The following is a 24,810-nucleotide window of genomic DNA, read 5'->3' as shown; positions in this document are numbered from 1 at the left end:
TGTGTCATTTCATATTTTGGACTTTAAAACCAAACCTGGGAGGTGATCAAAGGGTCTACTCTATGACAAACGGCATCTCCAGTAAGAATTCACTTCCATATCGAGCCAAAAGGGTATATTCTCCCTTAGGTGCATCATAAATAGGAGTGCCTTCTTGCATGAAATTCTGTACGCTAAGGTCAAATGTTGCAAAAGACGTTTTCCTCACCCCTGCTTTCAATTCATGCTCTACCCAATCCATAGTCCAGCCACTAGGATGAAGATCCCCTCTCCCAACGAAGTGAATGAGCTCTCCATCTTGTTGGATAAAGAAGTAAAGATCGGCGGAACGTGAGAGTGTACCAGATCCGTGATAAACAAATGATACCTCACCTTGATTCTCGATAGAACCTGTTACCTGAATTTGATCTCCTTCAGAAAAGTATTTCTTATTCATAGACGCCTTCAGAACGACATTCTCTTTTTTCATAGATTCCTGATAGGGCTCTTCTACTTGAAATGTCATGGAAACCTTGCTTTCCATCTCTATACCACGCGTAGACTTTAAGTCTTTAATGTAAAGGGTATACGTTTGTCCTGGCATATAATCTTGTTGAGGTTTAACAGTAATGAAATTCCCATCTAAACTAATATCAGCACGAATACCCATACCGTCCTCGCGAACCATATACACATTTCGAGGGTGAACAGTAGAAGAATCAATGGATGTGTTCATCTCGATTTCCCATGTTTTATCAATAGCTACATCTTCTCTAGGATTCTCTTCACCAAAGCCACTTGGTAAAGTTTCGATTGGCCGAAGGTTGGAAGAAGCCATAAAGCCACTAAAGTTTACCCCCTCTACTTGATAGGTGACAAAGTGATTGTCTTGCGTGCTGTTTAAAAAGTAAGGGCCGCCTGTAATTTCAAGCTCTGTATAGTAGGGGATACGCCTAGATGGGTCATTGGACATCTCCTTTTGATCTCTAAAGTTCCCGTAATAAGCATCTCCATCATTTAAAGCGTAGACTTTGTCGCCTTCTTGAAACATTTGGGTGGAGTGTGAGTCAGCTTCATCCCAAGAATACGCCATCTCTTTAAAATGGAGCTTTCCATTATCATCTAATCCAAATTCAAATTGCTCAGGAGTATCAGCGATTTGAACTAAGCTGTTTTCCTCAATGATCGAAAAGACTTCCTGTTGGTAAGTCGGTTTTACACGATCTTCATTGTCTGGATTATTTCGGTTCGCTATACCGTTATAAGCCATAATAGGGTAGTACCATTGTTCAATAATGTGACGGTTATCTGCACCATTAATCACAGGGAAAGTCCCAGCCTTCATTTTATTCCATTTATTGTTTAATACCCTCGCACCAGCCTCAATATTATAGGCTGTATCTGTCTTTAACTTTTGTTTATCAAAGTCAAAGTCAGTGTTCGTAATCTGCATCATGCCAATACCATCATCTCCACTGACAATAGGGTGACCGTTCTCATCGAATTGGTTCATTTTGTTTTCGGCCATAGCGATTGCTTTCAGGATTTCAGGAGGGATATCGTACTTTAGTGCAGCATTCGTAAGTAATTCATGCTTCTTCTCCCATGATAGCTCTTCATATGTCTCTTCTGCTGCATTCACTTGGATTGTCATACCAAAAGTGAAAAGTAAAACAGCAAGAAGGAGGCTCTTTATCCATTTCATGTTATGTACTCCTTTCTAGCAATAAAGTATTTTCAATATATTTCCTCTATTAATTATAATTCTAGTAAACTGGGAATTACAAGGGAAAAGGAGAGAACTGGTTCCATCGCTAAAGACAAAACACCCAAATGAATTTATACAAAAAGAAAAGGCACTTTGAGAGTGCCTTTTCTAGAAATAAACCATTCTATTTTGCGTTTTCGTCTGGTTGATGAATACCAAAGATATTTCCTTCTGTATCTTTGTAGTACCCCTGCCAAGCCATTCCGGGAAGAGCGTACTTTGGTAAAGCTACTTCGCCACCATTTTTGAGTATCTTTGCCTCAATAGCACCGTAATCTTCTACTCCCATCGTACATGTATAGCCACTTACAGGCTGATTTGGTTCTGGGGATGGTCCTTGTCGTTTCATTAAAGCACCGTTAATACCAGGTGTATCCTCACCGCCGGTTACGGCTCCTAAATAAGGCATACCAGCAAAATCGCTCCAGTCTTCAAATGTCCACCCAAAAACTTCACCATAAAAATGTTTTGCACGATCCATGTCATCTACGTGAATTTCGAAATGTACGATTCTACCCATAAGTCCCTCCTGAATTTCTTAATTAGTCTTGTGAACATATCCTCGATATATTTCTACAAATCTATCAGACTTTCCTTCTTCTTTATGAAAGAAAACCCCAGGGTTCCGTATCTCGATACATTTAAAATGGCTCCATTGTTCCTATTCGATTGCATAATCTACAAAAAAACAAGCAACATCTCTAATGATGTTACTTGTTTTTTAGTTAGAATTCATGAGTTCTTTTTCGACCCAGCGGTGTCATAATAGGAAAGTCTGTGTCAATCTCATCAAGAGACCATAAGAATTGATGCCATTTTTGGATGTCTCCTATGACTTTAATGGAAGAAGGGGAGGGACGGTTGTTGGTGGTGGCTAATTCATATAAGGTCTCCTTACTCATGATGACCTTCACTTGATCCTCTTTCAAATCATCTGATACGTAACGAAAGATTCCTCGTTTAACCTCGGTTAAGGCTTTATCTTTCCGATCTGGAATAATGAAGTTTAATTTGAAATCATACTCCCCGGCGATTAATCCGTTAATTCGAATACTTAACATGTTCAACACTTGTTCGAGTGTCATAATATCAAGTACCTCTGTTGTAATAGTAGATTGCTGTATTGGAATAATGCCATAACGAAGCTCTTGAGCTCCCATCAAATACTCATTACGCCATGGACCGGATTCTGCGATGTAGCCAAGCTGCTCCAGAGCATCCGCGCAAAGGTATCTGGCTTTCTTGTTAGATGGGTTTGTGAAGATGACGTGCTTGGTGACTTCAGCTACCCATTGGTATTCGCCTTCTCTGAAGCTTTTTTTAGCCTTATTGATGACTTCTTCTTCTCCACCCATAAATTCCACATATTTTTTAGACGACTCTTCGGGGAATAGTTTATTTAAATCGACAGGGTTTCCGTTATACCATCCCATATATTTTTGGTACACCGCTTTGGCATTATGATTAACCGTTCCGTAAAAAGAACTATTAAACCATTCCTCTTGTAAACTTTCAGGAAAGGTTACCATTCTACCAACTTCGTCGATGGTGTAGCCCTGATTCATTAACCTTAGTGTCTGATCATTAATGTATTGGTACATGTCTCGCTGTTTTTCCATATAATCAATGCAGTATTTCCTTCCGTGCCGTGGCCAATTATGCACTTCAAATACAGATGTTAATTGATCGCCAAATAACTCAATGGCTTGTTGGATGTATTTAGCCCAGGCGACTGGATCACGAACTTCAGCACCGCGTAATGTATAGATGTTATGAAGCGATGCTGTACAGTTCTCTGCAATACAAAGGCTCTTTTCTTCAGGGATAAACATATTCATCTCAGCTGGAGCTTCTGTATCCGGAGTGATTTGAAATTGAAATCTTACACCATCTATGACTTTCTCGACGATCGTTTCATCCGATGATGGTGAAATTTCTTCAGCAGAGTTGACTAAAGTCACAACACCTGTGGATACATACTTTCCGATGCCGCTGTCTACTTGACCTTTTTCTCCGCGAGGCAGCACCTCACCATACATGTAAAATCCTCGCCTCGACATGGCAACACCTGCAGTCACATTTTCTTCCAAGGCTGCATTTAAAAATCCGCTCGGTGCATAAATTTTTACACCATCTGTGGTTCCGCTATTTAAGACTCCATCAACACCGCCATAATGATCAACGTGTGAATGAGAAAAGATGATGGCACTTACTGGGACTTTCCCAAAATGGTTATTGATTAATTCAAAAGCAGCTTCAGCTGTTTCTCTGCTAGTGAGACAGTCGATCACAATCCAACCTGACTTTCCGCGAATGATACTTAAATTAGCAAGATCATACCCTCTTACCTGGTAAATATTTTCTGTTACTTGAAAAAGTCCGGCATTTAAGTTCAGTTTTCCTTGGTACCATAGCTTCGGATTAACAGAAGAGGGGAGTTTATCTTTCAATAGGAAATCATAGCGTTTTAAATCCCAAACAGGAAGAAGCGAATCATCAGGTTTAATAACAGGGAGGGCGACGCTTTTCAATACATTTCGTGTGGCCCATTCCTGTTCAACCTTTAATCTCTCCCAGGGGATGTTCTTTTTAATACATTCATTGATCTTTTCCGTTTTCTTCGTGGCATCCTTGCGAAAAGGGGTGAGTTCTCCTTCGAACTTGTCATGGTGGTTTTGTTCCATTAGATGTCACCTCCATAACCATATTATTCGGGTGAAATACCCTTTATACATGGGAGATCAAGTGGGGCAGCATCTTTTTTGGGTGTTGAATTTGTATAGTAGACGTTCTTTATATTTGTGATCGTTTTGCCTCAGATATTTCCGTTGACAAATTCTAGATAGCGCAGTTAGAATAATAGCTACTATACTTTATCAGTTAAAAGCGTAAAAGCATAAAAGTGCTAAAGTAAAATGTTGATTTGAGAGGATGATAGATTATGAGACGAGAACCCGGTATATGGCAAGCGCTTCTTCCCTTGATTGCTTTAATCGGAGCAGCCGCTTGTTCGATTTTCTTCTGGAAAGTAGGGATGTACATTCCCTTTATGATCGGAATTGTGACATCAGCACTAGTTGGGAAACGTCTTGGATATAGTTGGAATGAACTGCAGCACTTCTTAACAAACGGTGTTTCAAAAGCATTACCCGCTATATTTATATTACTTATTATTGGGACCATTGTGGGGACGTGGATCCTTAGTGGAACCATTCCAACGTTAATTTACTATGGACTTGAACTGATCCAACCTAACTTTTTCTTACCAACTGTTGTGATCACATCAGGAATTGTGGCGATTACACTTGGAAGTTCGTTTACGTCTATTGCTACGATAGGCTTGGCCTTCATGGCGATCGGGACAAGTTTAGGATTTGCGCCTGCTCATATTGCTGGCGCCATTATTTCAGGAGCTTTCTTTGGAGACAAGCTTTCACCGTTATCTGATACAACGAACATCGCTCCGGCCATGGTTGATGTTAACTTGTTCGATCATGTGAAACACATGATGTGGGATACGATTCCTGCTTTTATATTGACCGTCATTGCTTTTTGGATCCTTGGATTAAATACAACAACTGGTGATTTTAATAAGACTCAAATTGAGACCATTCTAAATGGGTTGGATAACGTATTTGTCATCCATCCATTGCTCCTGTTACTACCGGTTGTCACGATTATCTTAATGGTCCGTCGTATCCCGGCGATCCCTGCTTTAGTAGTTGTCAGTGCCCTGGGAGGACTTGTTGCGATCATCGTTCAAGGCAACACGGTTTCAGAGGTTATGCAATCCATGACGAGTGGGTTCGTGTCTGAAACAGGAAATGAAACGCTTGATAGCCTTCTTTCTAAGGGAGGAATTGATTCGATGCTCTCTACTGTAGCCCTTGTCACCTTCGCCACTTCTCTTGGAGGGATTATGGAGGGGATTCATGTGTTCGATGTCTTAATTAATAGACTAATCGAGAGGGTGAAGAGTACAGGTTCTTTAATTTCAACCACTCTACTATCCACTTTCTTTGTAAGTTTCGTCAGTGGAGCAATGTATTTAGCGATCATACTTCCATCGAAAGCATTTCTCAGTGTGTACCGAGAAAGAGGGATTTCAGAAACCAATTTATCTCGTAACGTAGAAGCTGCGGGCACAGTGGGGGTAACCCTTATTCCGTGGGGCGTACCGGCTGTTTTTGCAAGTGGTTTAATGGATATTAGCCCTTATTCGTTTATTCCATTCATCTTCTTTGCATACTTTGTGCTACTGATTAACGTTATTTATGGATACACTGGTTTCACCATTACAAAAGAAGAACCGGCTTTGCCTTCAGAGAAAGAGAATTGGGAATACCCTAAAACGGTATAAGAGAGGTCGTTTCATCATGACAATTGTTCAAGTACTTGGTACAGCTCAGGATGGGGGAGTGCCCCAGCCTGGTTGTTTCTGTACCAACTGCCAACAAGCAAAATTATCTCCTAGACTGCGTCGTAATGCAGCTTGCCTCGGTATTGTAGATGAGCAAACAAAGGAGTGGACCCTTGTGGATGCCACGCCAGATTTTAAATTACAGATGGAGCAGTTGGAAACCGCAATACATCCTAAGCCTCAGTCGATCTGGCTTACACATGCTCACATAGGACATTATCCGGGACTGATTTTCCTCGGAAAAGAAGCGATGAACACGCACGAATTGCCAGTTTACGCGGGTGCTGAACTAGGGGAGTTTCTTCAGAGTCACCTACCATGGAGCACGCTGGTAGAGAGCAAGAACATTTCAATTAAAGCACTACAGCATGGAAAGACCTACTATCAAGGGGATTACTCCATAATCCCTTTACTCGTCCCTCATCGAACTGAATACTCTGAGACATTTGGATTTGTCATTAATGGGGGGGAGAGCTCTCTTCTATACATCCCAGATATAGATCGATGGGAAGATTGGGAGGAAGAACTTCTTTGCATGGCAAATGAGGTGGATTATTGCTTACTTGATGCCACTTTTTATTCAGAAAAGGAGGTGAGAGGGATCGGACGTGAACCGAAATCCATCCCACACCCTTTCATGGAAGAGACTATGGACCGACTTCAGCCACTAGTAGACAGGAAGGAGGTAACGGTTTACTTTACACATTTAAACCACAGTAATCCTGTTCTTAACCCTAATACTGATGCCTGTAAGACAGTTAGCCAAAGAGGGTTTAGGATTGCGGAGGAAGGAATGACGATTCAATTATAGGAAGAAACAGAGGTTCTCACACTTTCTTTTATGCTTTTCAAATACCAGATAATCAAAAACGAATCATAAAACACTAGTTTAGTGAAAAAAGAGCTCAGAATGAATTCTGAGCTCTTGAATGCATCAAGAGAATTATAGAAGTTGATGATCATGGATTAATCAAAAGATAAACTATGGGTCATAAGGGGAATAGTCCCTTATGACCCATAGTTAAATCTTAATTTCTCAAAATAATATAAACAAGGTAAATAATGTACATAGTCAGAAGGATGAATCCCTCTAATTTTCCAATTTTGTAATGGGTTCTTGAAAATAAGAATAATAACAAGCTCAATGCAATCATAATGATCACATCGATAACGATTTTCCCGTTCACAGGTAAAGGGGAAATGACCGCTGAAGACCCAAGAACAAATAATATATTGAAAATATTGCTACCCACTACATTCCCTAGTGCAATTCCACTCTCTTTCTTTAATGCAGCGGATATGGAGGTCACCAGTTCAGGGAGCGAGGTGCCAATCGCAATAATTGTTAAACCGACTAACGTTTCACTCATCCCAAGATCATAAGCAATTTCTGTACCGTTATCTACCACTAGGTCTCCGCCCAAAATAATAGCTCCTAAACCTACCCCGGTCAAAGCGATGTTTTTTCCCCATTTCACGTTGGTAGGCATTGGTTCTTGTGCCGATTCATTACGACTCTTCATACCAACTTCAATCACATAGTACACAAATATAGATAAAAACAATAAAAAGATGATACCGTCACTGCGTGTGAGCAGGTTATCACTTAATCCCTGTAATTCTGTATCACTCACAAGTACGAGTAAAGCTCCACTAGCCAGCAATATAAATGGAATTTCTTTTTTGGTGGTTTCATTCTCTACCATTAATGGGTAGAGAAAGGCTGCGATCCCTACTACTAACGTAATATTAAAGATGTTACTGCCTACAACATTCCCAAGTGAAACTTCGGCATTTCCTTGTAAAGCTGCAATAATACTAACGGTTGCCTCAGGTGAGCTCGTGCCAAAAGCTACAATCGTTAATCCGATTAAAATAGGCGGTACACGGAGTAACCTGGCAATATTAGAAGACCCATCTACGAATAAATCTGCTCCTTTAATTAATAAACCAAAGCCAATAAGTAATAAGACATATGCCATATTTGTCTATCAAACTCCTTTTTATTTTTTCTAGTTTAATCATACCCTCATTAGGTGCTACTAAAAAGCATAAAGGAAGGGCATGCTGTTCTTCTTCATATGTATAAAAAAAGCTGTGATTCATTCATTGCTCTTAGACGACACGAGAGGTGGAAATTGTTCTCATTACATACAAGGTGTTTCATTCATTTATGGAACCTGTATCACTTAAATAGTGAAACAGTTTTTTTTTACCTTAAAATTTGAAAGTATGATAATTGTGTATTGGCTTTAAAAGGTTCAATTCATTTGTGAAGAGGGTAAGGGGAAGGGAGAGGCAGGATATCCTCTGCTGAACAGGATTCACACCCTATTTTTAGATGGTTTGTTAGTATTTCCCTTGAAAGCGTAAGTCATTGAGGGGATTTATTAAAAGTTCGTGAACGATATATGACAAAGTTGTGAACAAACGTTTCTATTTCGCCAAAATCTGATATAATCAGTCAAGCCCTGATACGTATAACAGCTCCTAGTTTCCGAGTTTTATACTTATAATTTAACAGATTGATAGGAGGGTTAAGAATTATGAAAGCTAAACATCTCCGTAATAGATGGTTAGGTTTGCTGCCGCTCAGCTTGATTCTTTTCTTAAGCGGGTGCGGGCAGTTGGAAATGACTGTGCTCAATCCAAAAGGGCCAGTCGCTCAAAGTCAATATGACCTGATTGTATACTCCCTTTGGTTCATGCTTGGAATCATAGTTGTCGTGTTTGCTTTATTTACTTACATGATCATCAAGTACCGTGAGAACCGCCCGGGACGAAAAGAAAGTGACTATGACCCGAACTTGCATGGAAACACGACCATCGAGATTATTTGGACGGTCATTCCAGTCATTATTGTCATTCTTTTATCCATCCCGACCGTAACAACATTATTCGACTTGGAGAAAGCTCCAGAACCTGCTGCAGGGGAAGAGGAGAAGGAACCACTAGTCGTTTATGCAACAACAGCGGATTGGAAATGGTTCTTCAGTTATCCGGAACAGGATATTGAAACCGTGAACTACTTACACATCCCGGCTGATCGTCCAATAGAATTCCGTTTGTCATCGGCAGATTCGATGTCAGCATTATGGATTCCAGCACTTGGCGGTCAAAAGTACAACATGGCGGGTATGATGACTACATTGTATCTAGAAGCTGATGAAGAAGGGGTATACGATGGACGTAACTCTAACTTCAATGGTGAAGGTTTCGCTGCTCAAACGTTCAAGGTATATGCCGAGAGCGAAGAAGAATTTAATGCATGGGCAGAGGAAATCAGCAATGAAGCACCAGAGCTTACAGCAGAACGTTATGATGAACTGCTAGCACCTGGGCTTACCGACGTACAATCCTATTCCAATACACATTTGGATTACGTAAAGCACCATACGAGAGAGGGTATGGGCTATGTCGTCGAAAAATACCGTGAACAATTTAAAGAGAAGCTTCATTTGTACGAAATTGAAGAACAAGAAAGCTTCCAATAGTACGTAAAGAAAGCAGGTGAAGACATGCACATAACAGATATTCTAGTCACCGGTGAACCGATCATCTATGGTGCCATGGTATCAATGGCATTGGGTGGACTCGCTATCCTTTTCGTTCTGACGTATTTCAAGAAATGGAAATGGCTGTGGCGTGAATGGTTAACATCGGTTGACCACAAGAAAATCGGTGTCATGTATATTTTAAGTGCCCTTCTCATGTTATTCCGTGGTGGCGTGGACGCCATGATGATGAGGGTGCAGCTAGCATTTCCTGATTTGGGATTCTTGAACTCCCAGCACTATAACGAAATATTTACAACGCACGGAACGATCATGATTATTTTCATGGCGATGCCGTTCTTGATCGGACTCATGAACATTATCGTTCCTTTACAAATTGGAGCGCGTGACTTCGCGTTCCCATATCTGAACGCCTTAAGTTTCTGGTCCTTCTTCTTCGGAATGGCCCTCTTCAACATTTCCTTCGTTATCGGAGGATCACCGGATGCAGGGTGGACGAGTTATACACCACTTTCCGGTGCGGCCATGAGCCCAGGACCAGGACAAAACTTCTATCTTATGGGACTGCAGCTATCAGGGATCGGTACCCTTGCTACAGGGATTAACTTGATGGTGACGATTTTGAAAATGCGTGCCCCAGGCATGAAGCTTTTCCATATGCCGATCTTCACATGGTCGACATTGGTTACATGTTTCATCATCGTATTCGCATTCCCGATTTTAACAGTAGCTCTTGCACTACTTACAATTGACCGTATTTTCGGTTCTCAATTCTTTACGTTAACAGGGGAAGGCCTGCCGATGATGTGGGCGAACCTGTTCTGGATGTGGGGACACCCGGAAGTGTACATTGTTATTCTTCCTGCCTTCGGTATTTTCTCCGAAGTTATTGCCACATTCGCGAAAAAACGTCTGTTTGGCTACAATGTGATGGTTTGGTCCATGATCGTCATTGCATTGCTTAGTTTCTTAGTATGGGTCCACCACTTCTTCACGATGGGTGCTGGCGCATTCGTTAACTCCGTCTTCTCTGTTTCGACGATGTTAATCGCCGTACCAACCGGAGTGAAGATCTTTAACTGGCTCGCGACGTTATATAAATCGAAAATCGAGTTCACAGTACCAATGCTTTGGTCATTGGCCTTCATCCCAAGTTTCATCCTTGGTGGTGTGACAGGTGTTATGCTCGGTATGGCAGCAGCGGACTATCAGTTCCACAACTCGTACTTCCTAATCGCACACTTCCACTATGTGCTGATTGCAGGTACTGTATTCGCCTGCTTCGCAGGTCTTGTGTTCTGGTATCCGAAAATGTTCGGTCACAAGATGAACGAACGTTTGGGTAGATTGGCATTCTGGTTGTTCTTCTTCGGCTTCCATGTGTGCTTCTTCCCACAATATTTCCTAGGACTAGACGGAATGCCGCGTCGTTTATTTATCACGAACGTCGCAGAGTGGCTTCCATTGAACGTCATTTCAACTGTCGGTGCTGCTGGAATGGCTCTTGGTTTCGTAGTGTTTGTTTACAACGTTTACTACAGCTTCCGTTACAGCGAGCGTGAAACAACAGGCGACTCTTGGAACGGAAACGGTCGTACGCTTGAATGGGCGACGACGACACCAGTACCTTACTACAACTTCGCAACGGTTCCATATGTCGATGAAATCGATCCATATGTCCGTATGAAAGAAGAAGGCAAAACGACGTTTGAAGAAGACGAAGTGAAGCCGATCCACATGCCTAGTTATACAGGACAGCCGTTCATCTTTATGGCTTTACTCGGGCTTGCCAGCTTCGGTCTTATCTTTGAATGGATGTATCTCGCTGTCTTTGGCTTGATCGGTGGAGTAGTTATGATGATCCGTCGTTCCTTCGATTATGACGATGGTTACTATGTATCGGTTGAAGAAATTAAAGAGACAGAGAAAAAAGCGAGGGGGTTATAATATGGCTGCGGAAGAACTGAAAACAGGTCCTTTAGAATATCGCACCCAAGAAGGTCAAATGGGCATCATGGGCTTCTGGATTTTCCTTGGAGCGGAAGTTGTCCTCTTCGCGACCCTTTTCGCAACGTATGCCGTATTGTTCGGACGTACAGCTGATGCACCACTGCCAAGCGAATTGTTTGAGCCGGGCATCGTTCTTATTATGACTTTCCTGCTTTTAACGAGTAGTTTCACGTGTGGACTTGCGATTCACGAAATGAGAAGGGGATCAGTCAAAGGGCTGATCTTCTGGATGGTCATTACGTTAGCTCTTGGTCTTGGATTCCTTGGATTTGAGATTTACGAGTTCGTTCACTATGCGCATGAAGGAGCAACGCTTCAGTCTAGTGCTTTCTGGTCGGCATTCTTTGTCCTTGCCGGAACACACGGACTGCACGTGACGCTTGGTATTGGCTGGGCGATCCTGCTTTTAATCCAAATCAAGCAGCGCGGACTTACGAACGTGACTAGCCGTAAATTCTTTATTATCAGCTTATACTGGCACTTCCTTGATGTCATTTGGATTTTCATCTTCACGAGTGTCTATCTGATAGGGATGGTGATTTAATATGGCTGAATCAAAAAAACGCGTACCAATGAATCACGTCATTGGCTTTATCTTGTCACTTGTCATGACGCTGGTTGCCGCATGGGCAGCGATTCGATCTGACTTGCCTGTCACATGGGTAATTATCGGTATCATGATTCTTGCACTGTTACAAGCAGGCGTTCAATTGTTCATGTTCATGCACGTTACGGAAGCTTCAAGCGGAAATGGGCATGTACCTTGGAACATGATGTTCCACGGGTTCGCACTTGCCGGAATCGTCGTAGCAGGCTCCCTTTTCGTAATGTCCTTTGGGCATGACCATGGTGATCATGGAGATATGGGCGACATGGAACAACACGAAGAGCAGCATTCAGAAGACCATAGCGGTCACTAAAACAAATGGGGGTTATCAGGATGGAACAAAAGCAAAACATGCCAATGGAGGCCGGATGGCCGTGGAAAGATTTGATCGGGTTTATACTTTGTATACTGTTGACGGCTTTTTCATTAGGCGGAGCGCTTTATTCCTCCTATGACCTTAAATTTGTCTTATATATTCTGACTGGCTTAAGCTTTGTACAGGCGATGATCCAACTGTACAAACTGCAACCACGGGACTAAAAAAGAAACGCGTCTTTCCTGCTATCAGGGAAGGCGCGTTTCTTTTTTATTTACCTGAGCTGATCTTTCGTTAAGCTCTCTTTGTATCCAGGGCTTGATTTTACGGTCGCTACCATGAACATCACCCAAGCCACGTGGGCGCCGATTAAACCGAGATAGAACATGGCCCCTGTGATGGAGAATAATCCTGGATCTGTGTACATCGTCACTTGGAAGAAGTACAACCACATGCCGATAAGCAGGACTGATTGCGCTACAGCAAATGCCATCTTTTTGGTTTGTAAGAATAGAAATGGAGCTATTGTCGCCAAGAGCAAGAACATTACGGTCGCACCCATGAAAATCATCTCCTTATTAATGTTTCATTAATGTAAACGTTTTCTTTGACTATATTGTAACAGAAAATTCATACTTTGGACACAAAATGTTCATAAATGGGCTAACAATTTTAGATTTTCCTTTTTAAGGCTTGTTTAAACGGTTTTTTAGAAACTGTTAACGTTTTATGTTGTTAGTCCTAGCTAATTAGTTTCTTCACTAGTAGTTCGAAGGGGGACAATGAACCTGGTCTTGTTATCCACTTGAAAATGTTACAATAGCGTTTTTCTTATGAAAAAAGTTATTGTAACATTTAAGGTGTTTTGAAATAATTGGTATTAAATAAAAGGAGCGAATTAATCGAGGAGCGGTGTTTAACTTGAGTTGAACACTGAGGCCATATTGAGAGTATTTTGTTCGTGACAAGTCAACAGAATGAGTGACGCAACGAATAAATGCTCTGACACTTTTCTACGGGGGTACTTATGAAAACTCACTATTATTTAGGTTGGTTTAACAATTTCTTTTCAGAGACTTTGGGCAGGCTGTTACAGGAGGATATAACTGATCGAAAGTCGATTGCTATGATTAGCTCGAATCCATCTGTTTATGAAGATGATGGTGCTACTGAACGCTCCTGGCTTGACCAGGCTGGCATTATGTTTAATGAATACCATTTAATTAATTATCGCGTACATAAGGAAGAAGCCCAAGCGAAGATTCGAAATGCTTCAGTCATTTTTTTGTTGGGTGGAAACATAATGGAACAAAATAGGTTTTTAATGGAATATGGATTATCAGATTTAATAAAAAGCAGCAGTGCAGTTGTGATGGGAGCAAGCGCTGGTGCGATTAACATGTCCGCTAAATGGTTATGCTCGAAAGCTTTTGGATTTGAAGTGGAAAAGAGCTCTGTTTACAGTGGAATCGGTCTTGATCATTTTTCAGTCCTGTCTCATTTTGATCTTGAAAATAATATTGCATTGGTTCAAAGCGAACTTTCTCTATTATCGGAAGAAATAGATGTTTATGCGTCGAACAAAGATTGCGCTATACGTGTGAAGGGAGACAACATTGATATTATTGGAAATGTATTTTTAATTTCTAACTCAAAGATTCAGAAATTGGATGAGACGCTTTAAATATAGTACATGTCTCCGAAGAACATAGGTAGGTGTGCAGAACGGTTAACTAAGATCAAGCAAGAGTGTTGAATGTACGTCTCTTTATCTTCTTGCACTAAACGGTGCGATCTTGAAATATCTTTGACGGAGCAGGATAGTTGAACAAAGAAGAAAACGTATACTCACGGTATATTTATTAAAAAGCTTGTAAATAAGGGGGAGCTCAGTGAAAAAAGAATCTAACAACTTCTTTAAGATGGTGTTTGGGGTTATTGTTGGTATAGCAATTTACGAAGCAATAAAGGAACTAATTCAATATTTATCCTGATTGTGAACAGAAACTAATTAAATTAACAGGTGCGATTATTAAAGATCACTTTTTACTACGCGAGCATTTTAGTAGAAGAACGTACTTTCCATAAGAGTTTTATTTGAATATTGGTGACAATGGGTGCAGAAGTTGTAATAGTATTTACAATCCAGAGGAGGAGTTCAAATGTCTTACTTGTTAATGACGGCTATCATTACCATTATTTTAATTTGCGCCTCTTTGTTATTTAAAAAAAATAAATCGCAATTACAATATATACTATCACCATTATTCATGCTGATAAGTTTTGTTTTACTACTGATAAGTTTCCTTGTGGGAAGATGGGAAGGATTAGGGATAGGAGCTTTAAGTTTTTCGGTTTTGATTGCCTCGATAATCACTTCTATCGTTATGGGGAGCTCAGTTTTTTTGACAAGAAAATAAGTATCCACCCTCATGATTTTGGTTTCGTCTCATAAGGGCACTTTATCAACGAGGTGCACCTATGAAGCTAACAGGTGCGATTGTTCCGGGATCTTCTTTCTATTGGAGCTAAAGGAGAAGTTTAGTGAAATTGGTATGAGCTTAGCATTTCTATGCTTATCATTCTATTCTTTGTTTGGGAGGTGTATTTTTCTGAAGAATAAAGACAAATTCAACTCGAATAAATTCCCTACCAATCGAATCGTGGTAGGGAATTTATTTTAAGATAAAGATTACTTATAAGAATTTTGTTTTTTACTTCCTGATTAGTAAAAGTTCCACTCATCAATATCGGGAATGTAAATAGGGTTAATCCCTTTATTATGCAAATCCCCATTAACATCGTTTTCGAATTCGCTATAATTTGGGATTTCCACATCTGTAAATCCATCAGGAGAACGAGCATATGAGTTTATTTCATATTCACCTTTATTTTCATCCCAGGTAAATTCGACCGTGACATTAATTCTATAACTTTTCCAACCCTCATCGCCATAAGACTCATTTTCATATTCATATTTAAGTTCAAAATAATCAGGAGGCTCATGATCTCCTCCATTACTCTGATTGAAAGAACCAAAGATTTTATCTAAAAGGCCCATAATTTTTCCCTCCCTTCAATGTAATAGTTACTCTAAAATATGAGAATCTCCTTTTTTTATTCCGGAATATAATTTTGTTTAATTAAGGGTATTAAAATATCGTTGCTGTCTAACTTGAATTTCCTCTCCTGGTTCCTTGAATAGTAGGAATGATTAAAGAATTCTTTGCAGGGTTAAAAGGAAACAATGGTTATATATCTTTGATGAGCTCAGCTTACGTCTATTTACCGTTCCCTCCTCTCTAATATGTGCCCCCAAAGTCGAGCAATCTCAACGCTCGTGTCATAGAGGTAATCTGAAGCAAAATTCATACAATCGTCTAGGCTAATGATGCTTGGCACAATGGAGAAGCTGCTCATAAACTTGCTCCGTAGTTGATTACGATCTCCTTCAATACTTCCAGATAACAGAATCGTCGGTACGCCGTACTCCGCACCTAAATCAGCAACAAAAGCAGGCGCTTTTCCATGGAGCGTTTGTTCGTCAGATTTTCCTTCTCCTGTAATGAGAAGGTCTGCATTCTTAATGGATTCCCCTAGCTTAATCACTTCTGACACCAGATTAGCTCCTGATTCAAGGTCTCCACCTAAGGTTAGAAAAGCAAAACCCAAGCCCCCGGCTGCACCAGCACCAGGCGTGTCCATGTTATCTTCATCTAAAAGACGTCCCCACTTATCGAGGGCCTCATCTAGCTGGTTTACCTGCTCTTCTGAGGCTCCTTTTTGTGGTCCATAAACATGACTTGCTCCATTTGATCCTGTAAGAGGGTTGGAAACGTCGCATGCAATTTTGAACGTACACTCACTTAGACGAGAATCTAGCGTACTCTTGTTGATCGAGTCGATGTTGTAAAGATCTTTACCAAGTGACCCAATCCCATTTCCTTGCTTGTCCTGAACATGAAGGCCTAATGCTTGTAAAATACCAAGCCCACCGTCATTGGTTGAACTTCCGCCAAGAGCAATCAAGAATGTGCGATACCCACGATCTAGTGCATCAAGAATCGCTTCGCCTAGTCCGTAACTTGTTGTCCTCTCAGGATTTCGTTGGTCAGTTGGAACTAGGGTGAGACCAAGGACGCTCGCCGCCTCGATTACGACCGTACCATCCCCAAGAATTAAGTAGCTTGAGTCGATCGGATCACCAAGAGGTCCAGTTAAACGGATGGACTGACGCGTATGATCCGTCGCAGCCGCAAGCGCATCAAGCGTCCCCTCACCACCATCTGCCATAGGCTTTTGTATAACCGTAACCTCTGGATGCACGTCTTTAAAAGCACGAGCAACATGCTCGGCAACTTCGCTTGATTCGAGACTTCCTTTGTATGAATCGGGTGCGATGACAATCTTCACATCTATTCCTCCAATCGTTTCCTCTTTCTTTGGCTTAGTTCTATTAGAACGTATAAATGGGGGAGGGCACAATTGACAACGCTCACAAAATGTCAGAAAAGTGAATCCGATTACTTGTGCATCTGTACAAACGGTTCATGTACAAGCAAAATCGTAAGCAGCGCGGCTTCTTTAAAGTTTCTAGGGGCGAGTCCTACTTTGAGGCAAAATTGGTCTAAGCGATAGATTAACGTGTTGCGGTGAATATGTAAGGCTTTCGCTGTCTCTGTCATTCGTAAGTTATGTCGGAAGAGCTCCTGTAAAGTGTCTACATAGTTCGGCTCTAACATCGCTAATCGTTTCCCGTGCACAGATAAGGTTTGTTCATAGATATCCTGATCAATGGTATGTATAAGTCTCTCTAAATATAGGTCTGCACTATAAGAAACCGGCGCCTCTCCAAGCGTGATCGCATCTCTTGCTTGCCGGAAAGAAGTCCGTATCCCTTTCAAGCTATACTGTGGTTCACCTACGCCAATCGTGTAGCCTGAGGATTGGAGGGGGAATTGTCTATCAGTCGAAAAAGGAACAATGCATACGATATAGTGCTGATAAGGAAGCACTACGAGCGGGATAAAAGGTTCAACGATTTCCTTAATCTTAATACGCTCCAGGTGGTCATAGGGGGTTAATAGATTGAAAGGCAATCACTTGCCACGTATTCGGATAAGTGAACACGGAATGTATTCTCAGCTTCTTGTATCAACGCCTCATCCTGCTCCGCTGAATTCTCTAAGACCCTATTCAACTACTGAATCCATTGCCGCTCTTCATAAAACGCTTGTCGCTGCAAATAGATTTGATCAAGCGTAATCTCAACAGACCCCTGAGTCATCCCAGCAGCCTGCGTCACGTCATCAGGATGCCGTGTTAACCCCACAACACCAGTCAACTTCCCCCGGTGAAAGACAGGGAGGTTCACACCAGCTTGAGTGTTTTTGTAGTTTTGTAAGTCATTTGGGTAGATCGTGCAAGGAGCCTGAGTGCTGGCAACTTGTTTCGCTCCCTCGTGGAGGTGGTGAACGCGTGCTTTATTGGTGCTAGCGATAATGATGCCTTTTGGGTTCATGAGATTAATAGGAACATCGATATAGGTAGATAAGCGATCGATGATTTCTTGTCCTGGCGATTCGGTTAGGTTCATAAGAGTCACCTCGGTTTTTTTTACAGTATAGCATTGGGGTCAATACTAAAGAGTGGTGTTTAATCTAACTAAGTAGTTGAATGAAATAATTATAAAAATGTGGCGGCGATTTATGATTACCTTCTAAACGCACTGGGAGTTAACGTTCAAGTTTCCCTAATCCTCTTTATTTAGAGCTTTATAACGCATATGGACGTAACCGTTATGATTTCTAGTATGTTACCATAAATTTGATAAAATAGGATGATAATTCAAAGTGATGTTGAGAGTTTAAATATACAAGTATTAATATAGCTTTTGTAAAGAGGGACTTCTTAGATAGATATTGAATAATAGGGTTAAAGCATGTAATGCAGAATGATTTTAAATTGGAGGAGAGAATATCAAAACATACCCAGATTTTGTTTCAAAAAAGACTGCAATATCAAAAAAGATAAAAAGTACATCTATAGACTCTAGAACATGGCTTAGGGCTACAATTAATCCAGAGGGTTCAGATAATATTACATACATTGGCATGAACCCGTCAAAAGCTACAGAAACGGTGTCAGATAATACAATAAATAACATGCTTAAATTCACAAAAGATTTAACAGATAACTTAGAAAATAAAATGAAGATTAAGAATGTCATTGTTACGAACATAATTCCTCTATACACTTCTAATCACAGTAATCTAAAAAAACAAATTGATAAAGTTAAAGTAGAAGTGGGAGAATACGAACTAGATAGAGTGTTGGAAATTAATTTGCAGAGGATAATAAAAGCAATAAGGCTTTCAAAATATGTGGTGTTATGCTGGGGAGATTGTTACATTAATAAAAAGATGCACCTTGTAATCACATCTTCAATTTTGAGAAAACTGCGTGAATTCGAAAGCGAATACTACGTTTTGAACTTTGAAGGAGAAAGTACGGTGCTTACATTAGAGTTGCAGCCCAGACATTTTGGATATACTAAATTTCCAAAAGAAATTATTGAAGTTAAAATTGAACCTTCCTTTTATATAGATATATAAAACATTTCAATCAACTCAAGCAATAGGACTCTTTTAATAAAAGCAAGAGGCTTGGTTATTTACCAAGCCTCTTGTACTTTATTGTTCTAAAATATTCCGTTGAATGGATATAGGTACATCAATTTTATCCTTAGCAACTACCACACCATTCATAATTATAAAAGCCTCTACGAAGTGTTCTCCTTTAAATTTCGTTCTCTCTTGGTGTACGTGTGGACTAATGTTCCCATCAATTATCTGTCCCCTAATTTCATCTTTCCTGTGTGCAATTTCTCCTACATTTCTTACTTTCCAATAAACTTGATATTGTTCATCTGTTTCGAGGGGCTCCAATTGAAATCTTAAACTTTTGTCACTTCTTAAAAAAGGAAGCATCCGCAGAGGTGTTTTGTCTCTCCAGCCGTCTTGAGAAACGAAGCAACTAATCTCAATGGTATATTTTATATCGACAGGATATAAGTCTTCGATAAATTCTTCCGTGTTTTTAGAAGCGAAGTGTTTAAATAAGGCTTTCTCAATATTCTTCACTGCGTTGTCAGGGAATTTAGTTCCGAAGAGCTCTCTCATTTTTGAATACATCTCTTCGCTGTCGTTATCAACATCTTTAATTTTGTTATATGCCTTTTTTGCTTTGGTTACAAATTTACCATCCTTATTATAAACATGTTGGTTACTACCTAGAGCTTTCCAATAACTTTGCTCCTTATTCAAATCTTTTAAGTAGCTGTAGAAGTCTTTTAACAATTGAGGATAATCACTAAAATCACAATTATTATATTTATCATTGTCTTTGAAAAAATTACATACCAGCGTGTCGATTAACAATCCGCCAAATTTAAATCCTTGTTGATTTTTCCAAGCTCTCATCAAGTGACAAACATTTTGAAAGTTCTCGTTAGTTACATCTATCATTATTTCCGCTTCAGTAATTTCAGGTACGGGCTTAGTGACTTTCCAGCTACCTCCATTATTTGAGTTAGGGTAAAGGTAACTATCATCATCCTTTTCAAAATAAGGGCATAGTTCAACTTGATAATCACTATATTCAAGAACCACTACTTGTCCATCGCCACGTACAATAGTTCTAGGGGCTAACTCTTTTAAAGTAGATTTTACATCTTGTAACAAATCCTTTTGGCCGTTGTTTTTGCGTTCGTTATATTGGGTGTACATTTTTTCGGGAAAAACAAATGCCATATCAACGTCGCTAACACCTTTTATCGCAGTATGTCGGCCTAGGGAACCTACCAAAAGAAAGTGGTCAGTTTCACTTTCATTTCCATCGTAATACACCTTATTCAGTTTTTTTGTTATTCTCTTCATACGTTTCTCTTTATCTTCCATTTTAATATCTTTCAGGAAATCTATATATTCACCAAAAGCTTCTTCGATAGACATAAAATCCTACAACCCCTTGTTTGATAAGATTATCAATCCAATAATAATGGACAATGCTACGCACAAAGACAAAAAGTAAATCCCCCATCTTATTAATAAGGGAACCTTATCCTTGAAACGAAAAGGCCTTTGTTCTTCAATCCAATCAGTTTCTAATTGAACAAAAAACTTGTAATGGGCGTACCAATCACTAAACATCATTTGTTGAGTTATACCTATGTTATTAAACCTTTCAACTAATTCCTTATATTCTTCTTCAAGAGCAGACAACTGTGTTCTGTCTTCGGTACCTTGGACACTATAATATAGGTCTCTAAGACTTTGATATATATTTGTGATTTCTACCCCAGCTTCGGAGTATTCCTTTCTTTTTTCGTCTCCGTAATAATTAAGGAAGATTGAGATGATACCAATAGAAATTAAAACAACAGACAAGCTCTTATTAAGTGTTAAAGGTATATCAAATCCTAACTGGATTACGCCAGCTGTTAAAGTTAAGATAGCAATTAAGTTAGGGGCTTTACAGGCTAAATCAAAAGTAGCAAAATGTTTCTTTGCCCCGAACCCAACATCGTATCCTTTTATAGCGATTGATTTAAGTAGGCTGCTTTTATCCAAAAAATCACCCCTTTTCTTTAAGATAATAGCGAACTATGAGAAATGTCTCGTTTATTGGCGATTAATGTATTTGATTTGGTATAATTATCCCATAAAACGAAATAAATAGAAATGTTCACTTAATAGAGTGATAAATAGGAAGCACGACTTAAAATATGTTGGGGGGGATTATTATGGGGACAGCAGATTATTTCTTTCAATTTTGTAAATCTATAAGAATGAATGATGATGTTGTTAGGGATATAACCTATAGGACAAATAGAATAACTAAGCAGTTAAATAAAGACTTTTGGGATAGCGAGTCAAGTACCGCTCATAGCTTCTATTCAGGTTCTTATGGTAGGGGAACAGATATTTTTGTAAGCGATATTGATTTATTAATGCAGCTACCCTACGAATTCTATAAAAAGTACAATAATTATGTGGGGAATGGTCAGTCCTCACTTTTGCAGGAAGTTAAGAACTCCATTGAGAAAACTTATAAATCTTATAAGAGAGCTGATGGGCAAGTTGTAAAAGTAGATTTTACGGATGGTGTTTCATACGAAATAGTACCGTGTTTTATAAACAAAGATGGAGAGAGCTATACGTATCCTGATACTAATAATGGTGGCAAGTGGAAAGTTACAAATCCTAAGCCGGAGATTAAAGAGTTAAATATCACTAATCATTTAACTAACAAAAACCTAAAAAGATTATGTAGAATGGCAAGAGCATGGAAGGTAAAGTGGACGGTTCCCATTAGCGGCTTCCTGATTGACACACTAGCATATCAATTTCTAAGGAATTGGAAGTTTAAAGACAAATCTTATGTATATTATGATTGGATGGTAAGGGATTTTTTTAAATTCTTGATGAACCAGGATGAAAATAAAAGTTTTTGGTTAGCTCCAGGCAGTAATCAAAGAGTGTATAGAACTGGAAAGTTCGAATATAAGGCAAAAAGATGCTATAACATATCTCTAGAAGCTATTGATAAGGAAGTGAATGGATATGGAAGAACGGCAAAATCCAGATGGAGAGAGATATTCGGGACAAAGTTCCCATCATAAAGAAAAAGAATTATTAGAAGCTCAAATAAGGGAGTGTTATGGACGCGCAGTATACTCTCATAAGACACATGAGAAGTGCGCAGATATCTTATTGAGCAAAAACAACACTATAAAAGTTTGGCAAATAATTTTGTCTGGTATTACCACAGGAAGTTTTATTGCATCTATATTCGGAAGTGGAAAAGTAGCCGCTTTAATCGGTGCGGTTATATCCACTTCTTTACTGATTTTAAATGCCTACACAAAGGACTTTGAATTAGTTAGTTTTGCTGGTAAGCACAGAGCCGCTGCTAATGCTATATGGAATGTTAGGGAAGACTATTTATCTTTAATAACAGATATGGGGGAGTATAGCCAGGAAGAAATAAGGGAGAAGAGAGATACATTGCAAAGGAAATTAGCTGATATTTATGAGAATGCACCGAGTACAAATTCCCAAGCTTATCAAAAAGCTCAGGAAGCTTTAAAACATAATGAAGAACTTACGTTTTCTGAAAGAGAAATTGATTTGTTACTCCCAAAAGAACTTAGGAAAAATAGTGAAGAATAGATGTTTAACTTAAATAACTAAAAATAAAGGCAGTGCTATTTGAATTAAATTTCAAAGGCTTAATTAAAACATTGCAATGACCAAAAATATGTAATGCTAATAAAGGAATGGATGAAGGTGTGCTTGCAATAAGTTAATATGAAAAAATTCATAAATATCATTTATGCAAATTTCTGGTCTTAGGACATATATTTAATTGACCTTTGACGAGTTTCTTCATTATAATAGTATCGACACACGACCTTAAATAACCGCCCCCGAATTTGGAGTTTATTTATCCGCTACTCGTGTCGTCCTAAAATAAATAAACGAAGATAAGATGTTAGATAAATCCTTATATGACAAGCGTTTCAGCCGTTCCCGCGCTTCCGTAACCGTAAAAGGGACTCAAAATCGTGTTCCTTCTAAAAATATTCGTAGACACTAAAAGGTTAAATTATGCGAATGAGTTGTTTAATTATTCGATTTTTCCTGCTTCTTAAATTTATAAGATTTGGACTGCTCATTTACTAACCTTTATTAAGGGATAATAAAGGTGTGAAATGACTTAAATGTAATAAGTCAAAAGACCATCACCATACTATCAATTTATAAATTGTTAGTATGGTGATGGTCTTTCTCTTTTTATATTAGTGCTTGTTAAAGTAACACCGCCGTTAGCGCAACAAGATATTCATAATTTACATCTTATTAAAGTGTTTATTTGCCTTGATCTTAAGAAGGACTGTTCCGAAACTGTTCATTGCTTCTACATCACCTTTATTCAAGCTCACTACCAAAATGATTTTCAATAAATTCTTTTTCCTCTGCAATCGACATAACACCAGTTGCTTTGCCTACTGTTCCTCCTTGTTTTTCCCAAATCATATTGTGGTGATCGTCTATGTTAGCAAAATCTTTGTTTTTCCATGCAGTGAGAATTTCTAAGTAATCTTGTTTGTGAGTGTAATTGTTCATTTCAACCACTTCAATTAAACGATTTATACGCTCCATAGTAATGGGTAAAGCCCCCCATTTTTTGTTAGCTATGACTTTTTGATGGGACATTTGGTGAATGGCGTCTTGAATAGCGCTCTCAGACATGCCTTCTGTATATACTTCTTCAATTGGTCTGTCTCGTTTTTCGTTAAGCTCAATAAAATTATTTTCCTCTTCTTCGCTACCTTTAGAAACAGTAACATCTATATTTGTTCCTGGTTCAACTTCTTCTTGTTTTTCATCTGCCTTAACTTCTTTTTCGAACAATTTTTCTGCTCCAGCGTACCACATAAAAAAGACAAATCCTGTTCCCAATACCAAAATTGCAACCAACGTTGTGATGAACCAATTTTTAGCTAAGAATGTCTTCATGTTAATAAGTCTCCTTAATAACTTTGTTTGTATCATTCTATAAAACGATCCGATTAATAGTTACATATATAATTATATCTTAGAAGTAAGGAACTAGGAAGTGGTTATTTTGGTAATTAGTTACAATTGCGTGGGTGTAAATGGAGTGTTTTATTTGAGAAAGATAGAATACGGATGTTTATGTATGATAAGTGAGAAATATGGACTCATCCACAAAGTTCGATCGCTAGTATGTGCATTCCTGCATATCAAAGACCATCAACGTACGACCAATGTATAAATTAGTGTATATTGATGGTCTTAGGGTTATAATGCGTGTTAAAGTCATAACTTCTTAGCTTAACAAGACATTTCAAGTTATATATAAAACGTACTTCTTATTAACGCTTTTCTTCCTCTTGATCTTTACATTCTTGTTGAAGTTGTACCTTTATCTTCTCCAATTCTATCTTTTGCTCTTCTAGCTCCAATTTCTTCTTTTTAAGTCATGATTGAAGACGAATTAAAGAAATATAAAAGTCATCTCTACAATGACTGAGATAAATAAAAATAGATCAACCTGATCTCCTCCTAAATAAAACGATTCATACAATCTAGTAAACCTGCTTTTGAA

General features: G+C 39.1%; 24 protein-coding genes. 12 read left to right on the top strand and 12 right to left on the bottom strand.

Annotated features, from left to right (window positions below):
• Positions 1 to 55: 55 nt before the first annotated feature.
• From IMZ31_RS11705 to IMZ31_RS11695, 3 genes are all read right to left on the bottom strand, one after another.
• Positions 56 to 1,684: a transglycosylase SLT domain-containing protein gene (locus IMZ31_RS11705; RefSeq protein WP_207527553.1), complete on the bottom strand. Its 1,629-nt coding sequence runs from the start codon at positions 1,682 to 1,684 to the stop codon at positions 56 to 58.
• A gap of 187 nt (positions 1,685 to 1,871) precedes the next feature.
• Positions 1,872 to 2,267, bottom strand: coding sequence for a VOC family protein (locus IMZ31_RS11700; RefSeq protein ID WP_207527552.1), 396 nt, complete (start codon positions 2,265 to 2,267; stop codon positions 1,872 to 1,874).
• A gap of 205 nt (positions 2,268 to 2,472) precedes the next feature.
• Complete coding sequence (locus IMZ31_RS11695; protein WP_207527551.1) at positions 2,473 to 4,431, bottom strand: alkyl/aryl-sulfatase; 1,959 nt, start codon at positions 4,429 to 4,431, stop codon at positions 2,473 to 2,475.
• 257 nt (positions 4,432 to 4,688) lie between these two features.
• Here IMZ31_RS11695 and nhaC point away from each other — a divergent pair, with 257 nt between their 5' ends.
• Together nhaC and IMZ31_RS11685 are read left to right on the top strand one after the other, a co-directional pair.
• Positions 4,689 to 6,107, top strand: coding sequence for a Na+/H+ antiporter NhaC (gene nhaC, locus IMZ31_RS11690; RefSeq protein ID WP_207527550.1), 1,419 nt, complete (start codon positions 4,689 to 4,691; stop codon positions 6,105 to 6,107).
• Positions 6,108 to 6,123: 16 nt separating this feature from the next.
• A complete protein-coding gene (locus tag IMZ31_RS11685) occupies positions 6,124 to 6,978 on the top strand; it encodes an MBL fold metallo-hydrolase (protein ID WP_207527549.1) in 855 nt (284 codons plus the stop codon).
• A 217-nt stretch (positions 6,979 to 7,195) separates the two neighbouring features.
• Here IMZ31_RS11685 and IMZ31_RS11680 read toward each other — a convergent pair whose 3' ends face one another.
• Complete coding sequence (locus tag IMZ31_RS11680) at positions 7,196 to 8,149, bottom strand: calcium/sodium antiporter (protein WP_207527548.1); 954 nt, start codon at positions 8,147 to 8,149, stop codon at positions 7,196 to 7,198.
• 564 nt (positions 8,150 to 8,713) lie between these two features.
• Between IMZ31_RS11680 and qoxA the strand changes: the two genes are divergently transcribed.
• Genes qoxA through IMZ31_RS11655 form a run of 5 tightly spaced genes read left to right on the top strand, consistent with a single transcriptional unit; the run spans position 8,714 to position 12,839 of the window.
• Entirely contained in the window at positions 8,714 to 9,661 is a 948-nt protein-coding gene (gene qoxA, locus IMZ31_RS11675) for a cytochrome aa3 quinol oxidase subunit II (protein WP_207527547.1), read from the top strand.
• Positions 9,662 to 9,685: 24 nt separating this feature from the next.
• On the top strand, positions 9,686 to 11,629 hold the full coding sequence (gene qoxB, locus IMZ31_RS11670; protein ID WP_207527546.1) for a cytochrome aa3 quinol oxidase subunit I: 1,944 nt from the start codon (positions 9,686 to 9,688) through the stop codon (positions 11,627 to 11,629).
• 1 nt (position 11,630) lies between these two features.
• Positions 11,631 to 12,236 (top strand): cytochrome aa3 quinol oxidase subunit III, encoded by a 606-nt coding sequence (gene qoxC, locus IMZ31_RS11665; RefSeq protein ID WP_207527545.1) that lies wholly within the window; start codon positions 11,631 to 11,633, stop codon positions 12,234 to 12,236.
• Between the two features lies 1 nt (position 12,237).
• Positions 12,238 to 12,612 (top strand): cytochrome aa3 quinol oxidase subunit IV, encoded by a 375-nt coding sequence (gene qoxD, locus IMZ31_RS11660; RefSeq protein WP_207527544.1) that lies wholly within the window; start codon positions 12,238 to 12,240, stop codon positions 12,610 to 12,612.
• A gap of 20 nt (positions 12,613 to 12,632) precedes the next feature.
• On the top strand, positions 12,633 to 12,839 hold the full coding sequence (locus tag IMZ31_RS11655) for a cytochrome C oxidase subunit IV family protein (RefSeq protein WP_207527543.1): 207 nt from the start codon (positions 12,633 to 12,635) through the stop codon (positions 12,837 to 12,839).
• Positions 12,840 to 12,889: 50 nt separating this feature from the next.
• On the opposite strand, the gene IMZ31_RS11650 is transcribed toward IMZ31_RS11655, so the two are convergent.
• Positions 12,890 to 13,177, bottom strand: coding sequence for a spore morphogenesis/germination protein YwcE (locus IMZ31_RS11650; protein ID WP_207527542.1), 288 nt, complete (start codon positions 13,175 to 13,177; stop codon positions 12,890 to 12,892).
• 465 nt (positions 13,178 to 13,642) lie between these two features.
• Between IMZ31_RS11650 and IMZ31_RS11645 the strand changes: the two genes are divergently transcribed.
• Entirely contained in the window at positions 13,643 to 14,299 is a 657-nt protein-coding gene (locus IMZ31_RS11645; RefSeq protein ID WP_207527541.1) for a Type 1 glutamine amidotransferase-like domain-containing protein, read from the top strand.
• A 478-nt stretch (positions 14,300 to 14,777) separates the two neighbouring features.
• The gene (locus IMZ31_RS11640) at positions 14,778 to 15,035 is read left to right on the top strand and encodes a YesK family protein (RefSeq protein ID WP_207527540.1); all 258 of its coding nucleotides are present in this window, start codon (positions 14,778 to 14,780) and stop codon (positions 15,033 to 15,035) included.
• A 305-nt stretch (positions 15,036 to 15,340) separates the two neighbouring features.
• On the opposite strand, the gene IMZ31_RS11635 is transcribed toward IMZ31_RS11640, so the two are convergent.
• The 4 genes from IMZ31_RS11635 to IMZ31_RS11620 form a co-directional block, all read right to left on the bottom strand.
• On the bottom strand, positions 15,341 to 15,676 hold the full coding sequence (locus IMZ31_RS11635) for a hypothetical protein (RefSeq protein WP_207527539.1): 336 nt from the start codon (positions 15,674 to 15,676) through the stop codon (positions 15,341 to 15,343).
• A 224-nt stretch (positions 15,677 to 15,900) separates the two neighbouring features.
• Positions 15,901 to 17,028: a glycerate kinase gene (locus IMZ31_RS11630; RefSeq protein ID WP_207527538.1), complete on the bottom strand. Its 1,128-nt coding sequence runs from the start codon at positions 17,026 to 17,028 to the stop codon at positions 15,901 to 15,903.
• Between the two features lie 110 nt (positions 17,029 to 17,138).
• A complete protein-coding gene (locus IMZ31_RS11625; protein WP_207527537.1) occupies positions 17,139 to 17,714 on the bottom strand; it encodes a PucR family transcriptional regulator in 576 nt (191 codons plus the stop codon).
• 101 nt (positions 17,715 to 17,815) lie between these two features.
• A complete protein-coding gene (locus IMZ31_RS11620; RefSeq protein WP_207527536.1) occupies positions 17,816 to 18,211 on the bottom strand; it encodes a sugar diacid recognition domain-containing protein in 396 nt (131 codons plus the stop codon).
• Positions 18,212 to 18,578: 367 nt separating this feature from the next.
• Between IMZ31_RS11620 and IMZ31_RS11615 the strand changes: the two genes are divergently transcribed.
• Positions 18,579 to 19,229: a DUF1643 domain-containing protein gene (locus tag IMZ31_RS11615; RefSeq protein WP_207530381.1), complete on the top strand. Its 651-nt coding sequence runs from the start codon at positions 18,579 to 18,581 to the stop codon at positions 19,227 to 19,229.
• Positions 19,230 to 19,307: 78 nt separating this feature from the next.
• Here IMZ31_RS11615 and IMZ31_RS11610 read toward each other — a convergent pair whose 3' ends face one another.
• Positions 19,308 to 20,627: a nucleotide-binding domain-containing protein gene (locus tag IMZ31_RS11610; protein ID WP_207527535.1), complete on the bottom strand. Its 1,320-nt coding sequence runs from the start codon at positions 20,625 to 20,627 to the stop codon at positions 19,308 to 19,310.
• Positions 20,628 to 20,633: 6 nt separating this feature from the next.
• Positions 20,634 to 21,245, bottom strand: coding sequence for an SLATT domain-containing protein (locus tag IMZ31_RS11605; RefSeq protein WP_207527534.1), 612 nt, complete (start codon positions 21,243 to 21,245; stop codon positions 20,634 to 20,636).
• A gap of 173 nt (positions 21,246 to 21,418) precedes the next feature.
• Between IMZ31_RS11605 and IMZ31_RS11600 the strand changes: the two genes are divergently transcribed.
• Together IMZ31_RS11600 and IMZ31_RS11595 are read left to right on the top strand one after the other, a co-directional pair.
• Entirely contained in the window at positions 21,419 to 22,297 is an 879-nt protein-coding gene (locus IMZ31_RS11600) for an SMODS domain-containing nucleotidyltransferase (RefSeq protein ID WP_207527533.1), read from the top strand.
• On the top strand, positions 22,239 to 22,847 hold the full coding sequence (locus IMZ31_RS11595) for an SLATT domain-containing protein (protein ID WP_207527532.1): 609 nt from the start codon (positions 22,239 to 22,241) through the stop codon (positions 22,845 to 22,847). The genes IMZ31_RS11600 and IMZ31_RS11595 overlap by 59 nt, the downstream gene beginning before the upstream one ends.
• 759 nt (positions 22,848 to 23,606) lie before the next feature.
• Here the strand turns inward: IMZ31_RS11595 and IMZ31_RS11590 are convergent.
• A complete protein-coding gene (locus tag IMZ31_RS11590; protein ID WP_207527531.1) occupies positions 23,607 to 24,197 on the bottom strand; it encodes a DUF6241 domain-containing protein in 591 nt (196 codons plus the stop codon).
• Positions 24,198 to 24,810 lie beyond the last annotated feature (613 nt).

The sequence above is a fragment of the Pontibacillus sp. ALD_SL1 genome, assembly GCF_017355605.1.
Note: the sequence above shows the minus strand (reverse complement) of the source record. Positions and strands in the feature narration are given on the sequence as shown.

Bases quoted from the DNA above. Each gene is read 5' to 3' on its own strand.
- IMZ31_RS11600 (WP_207527533.1), top strand. From the start codon at position 21,419: ATGGGGACAGCAGATTATTTCTTTCAATTTTGTAAATCTATAAGAATG.
- IMZ31_RS11705 (WP_207527553.1), bottom strand. From the start codon at position 1,684: ATGAAATGGATAAAGAGCCTCCTTCTTGCTGTTTTACTTTTCACTTTT.
- qoxA (WP_207527547.1), top strand. From the start codon at position 8,714: ATGAAAGCTAAACATCTCCGTAATAGATGGTTAGGTTTGCTGCCGCTC.
- IMZ31_RS11610 (WP_207527535.1), bottom strand. From the start codon at position 20,627: ATGTCTATCGAAGAAGCTTTTGGTGAATATATAGATTTCCTGAAAGAT.
- qoxD (WP_207527544.1), top strand. From the start codon at position 12,238: ATGGCTGAATCAAAAAAACGCGTACCAATGAATCACGTCATTGGCTTT.
- IMZ31_RS11685 (WP_207527549.1), top strand. From the start codon at position 6,124: ATGACAATTGTTCAAGTACTTGGTACAGCTCAGGATGGGGGAGTGCCC.
- IMZ31_RS11680 (WP_207527548.1), bottom strand. From the start codon at position 8,149: ATGGCATATGTCTTATTACTTATTGGCTTTGGTTTATTAATTAAAGGA.
- IMZ31_RS11645 (WP_207527541.1), top strand. From the start codon at position 13,643: ATGAAAACTCACTATTATTTAGGTTGGTTTAACAATTTCTTTTCAGAG.
- nhaC (WP_207527550.1), top strand. From the start codon at position 4,689: ATGAGACGAGAACCCGGTATATGGCAAGCGCTTCTTCCCTTGATTGCT.
- IMZ31_RS11650 (WP_207527542.1), bottom strand. From the start codon at position 13,177: ATGGGTGCGACCGTAATGTTCTTGCTCTTGGCGACAATAGCTCCATTT.
- IMZ31_RS11635 (WP_207527539.1), bottom strand. From the start codon at position 15,676: ATGGGCCTTTTAGATAAAATCTTTGGTTCTTTCAATCAGAGTAATGGA.
- IMZ31_RS11640 (WP_207527540.1), top strand. From the start codon at position 14,778: ATGTCTTACTTGTTAATGACGGCTATCATTACCATTATTTTAATTTGC.
- IMZ31_RS11695 (WP_207527551.1), bottom strand. From the start codon at position 4,431: ATGGAACAAAACCACCATGACAAGTTCGAAGGAGAACTCACCCCTTTT.
- IMZ31_RS11700 (WP_207527552.1), bottom strand. From the start codon at position 2,267: ATGGGTAGAATCGTACATTTCGAAATTCACGTAGATGACATGGATCGT.
- IMZ31_RS11590 (WP_207527531.1), bottom strand. From the start codon at position 24,197: ATGAAGACATTCTTAGCTAAAAATTGGTTCATCACAACGTTGGTTGCA.
- IMZ31_RS11655 (WP_207527543.1), top strand. From the start codon at position 12,633: ATGGAACAAAAGCAAAACATGCCAATGGAGGCCGGATGGCCGTGGAAA.
- IMZ31_RS11595 (WP_207527532.1), top strand. From the start codon at position 22,239: ATGGAAGAACGGCAAAATCCAGATGGAGAGAGATATTCGGGACAAAGT.
- IMZ31_RS11620 (WP_207527536.1), bottom strand. From the start codon at position 18,211: ATGAACCTAACCGAATCGCCAGGACAAGAAATCATCGATCGCTTATCT.
- qoxB (WP_207527546.1), top strand. From the start codon at position 9,686: ATGCACATAACAGATATTCTAGTCACCGGTGAACCGATCATCTATGGT.
- qoxC (WP_207527545.1), top strand. From the start codon at position 11,631: ATGGCTGCGGAAGAACTGAAAACAGGTCCTTTAGAATATCGCACCCAA.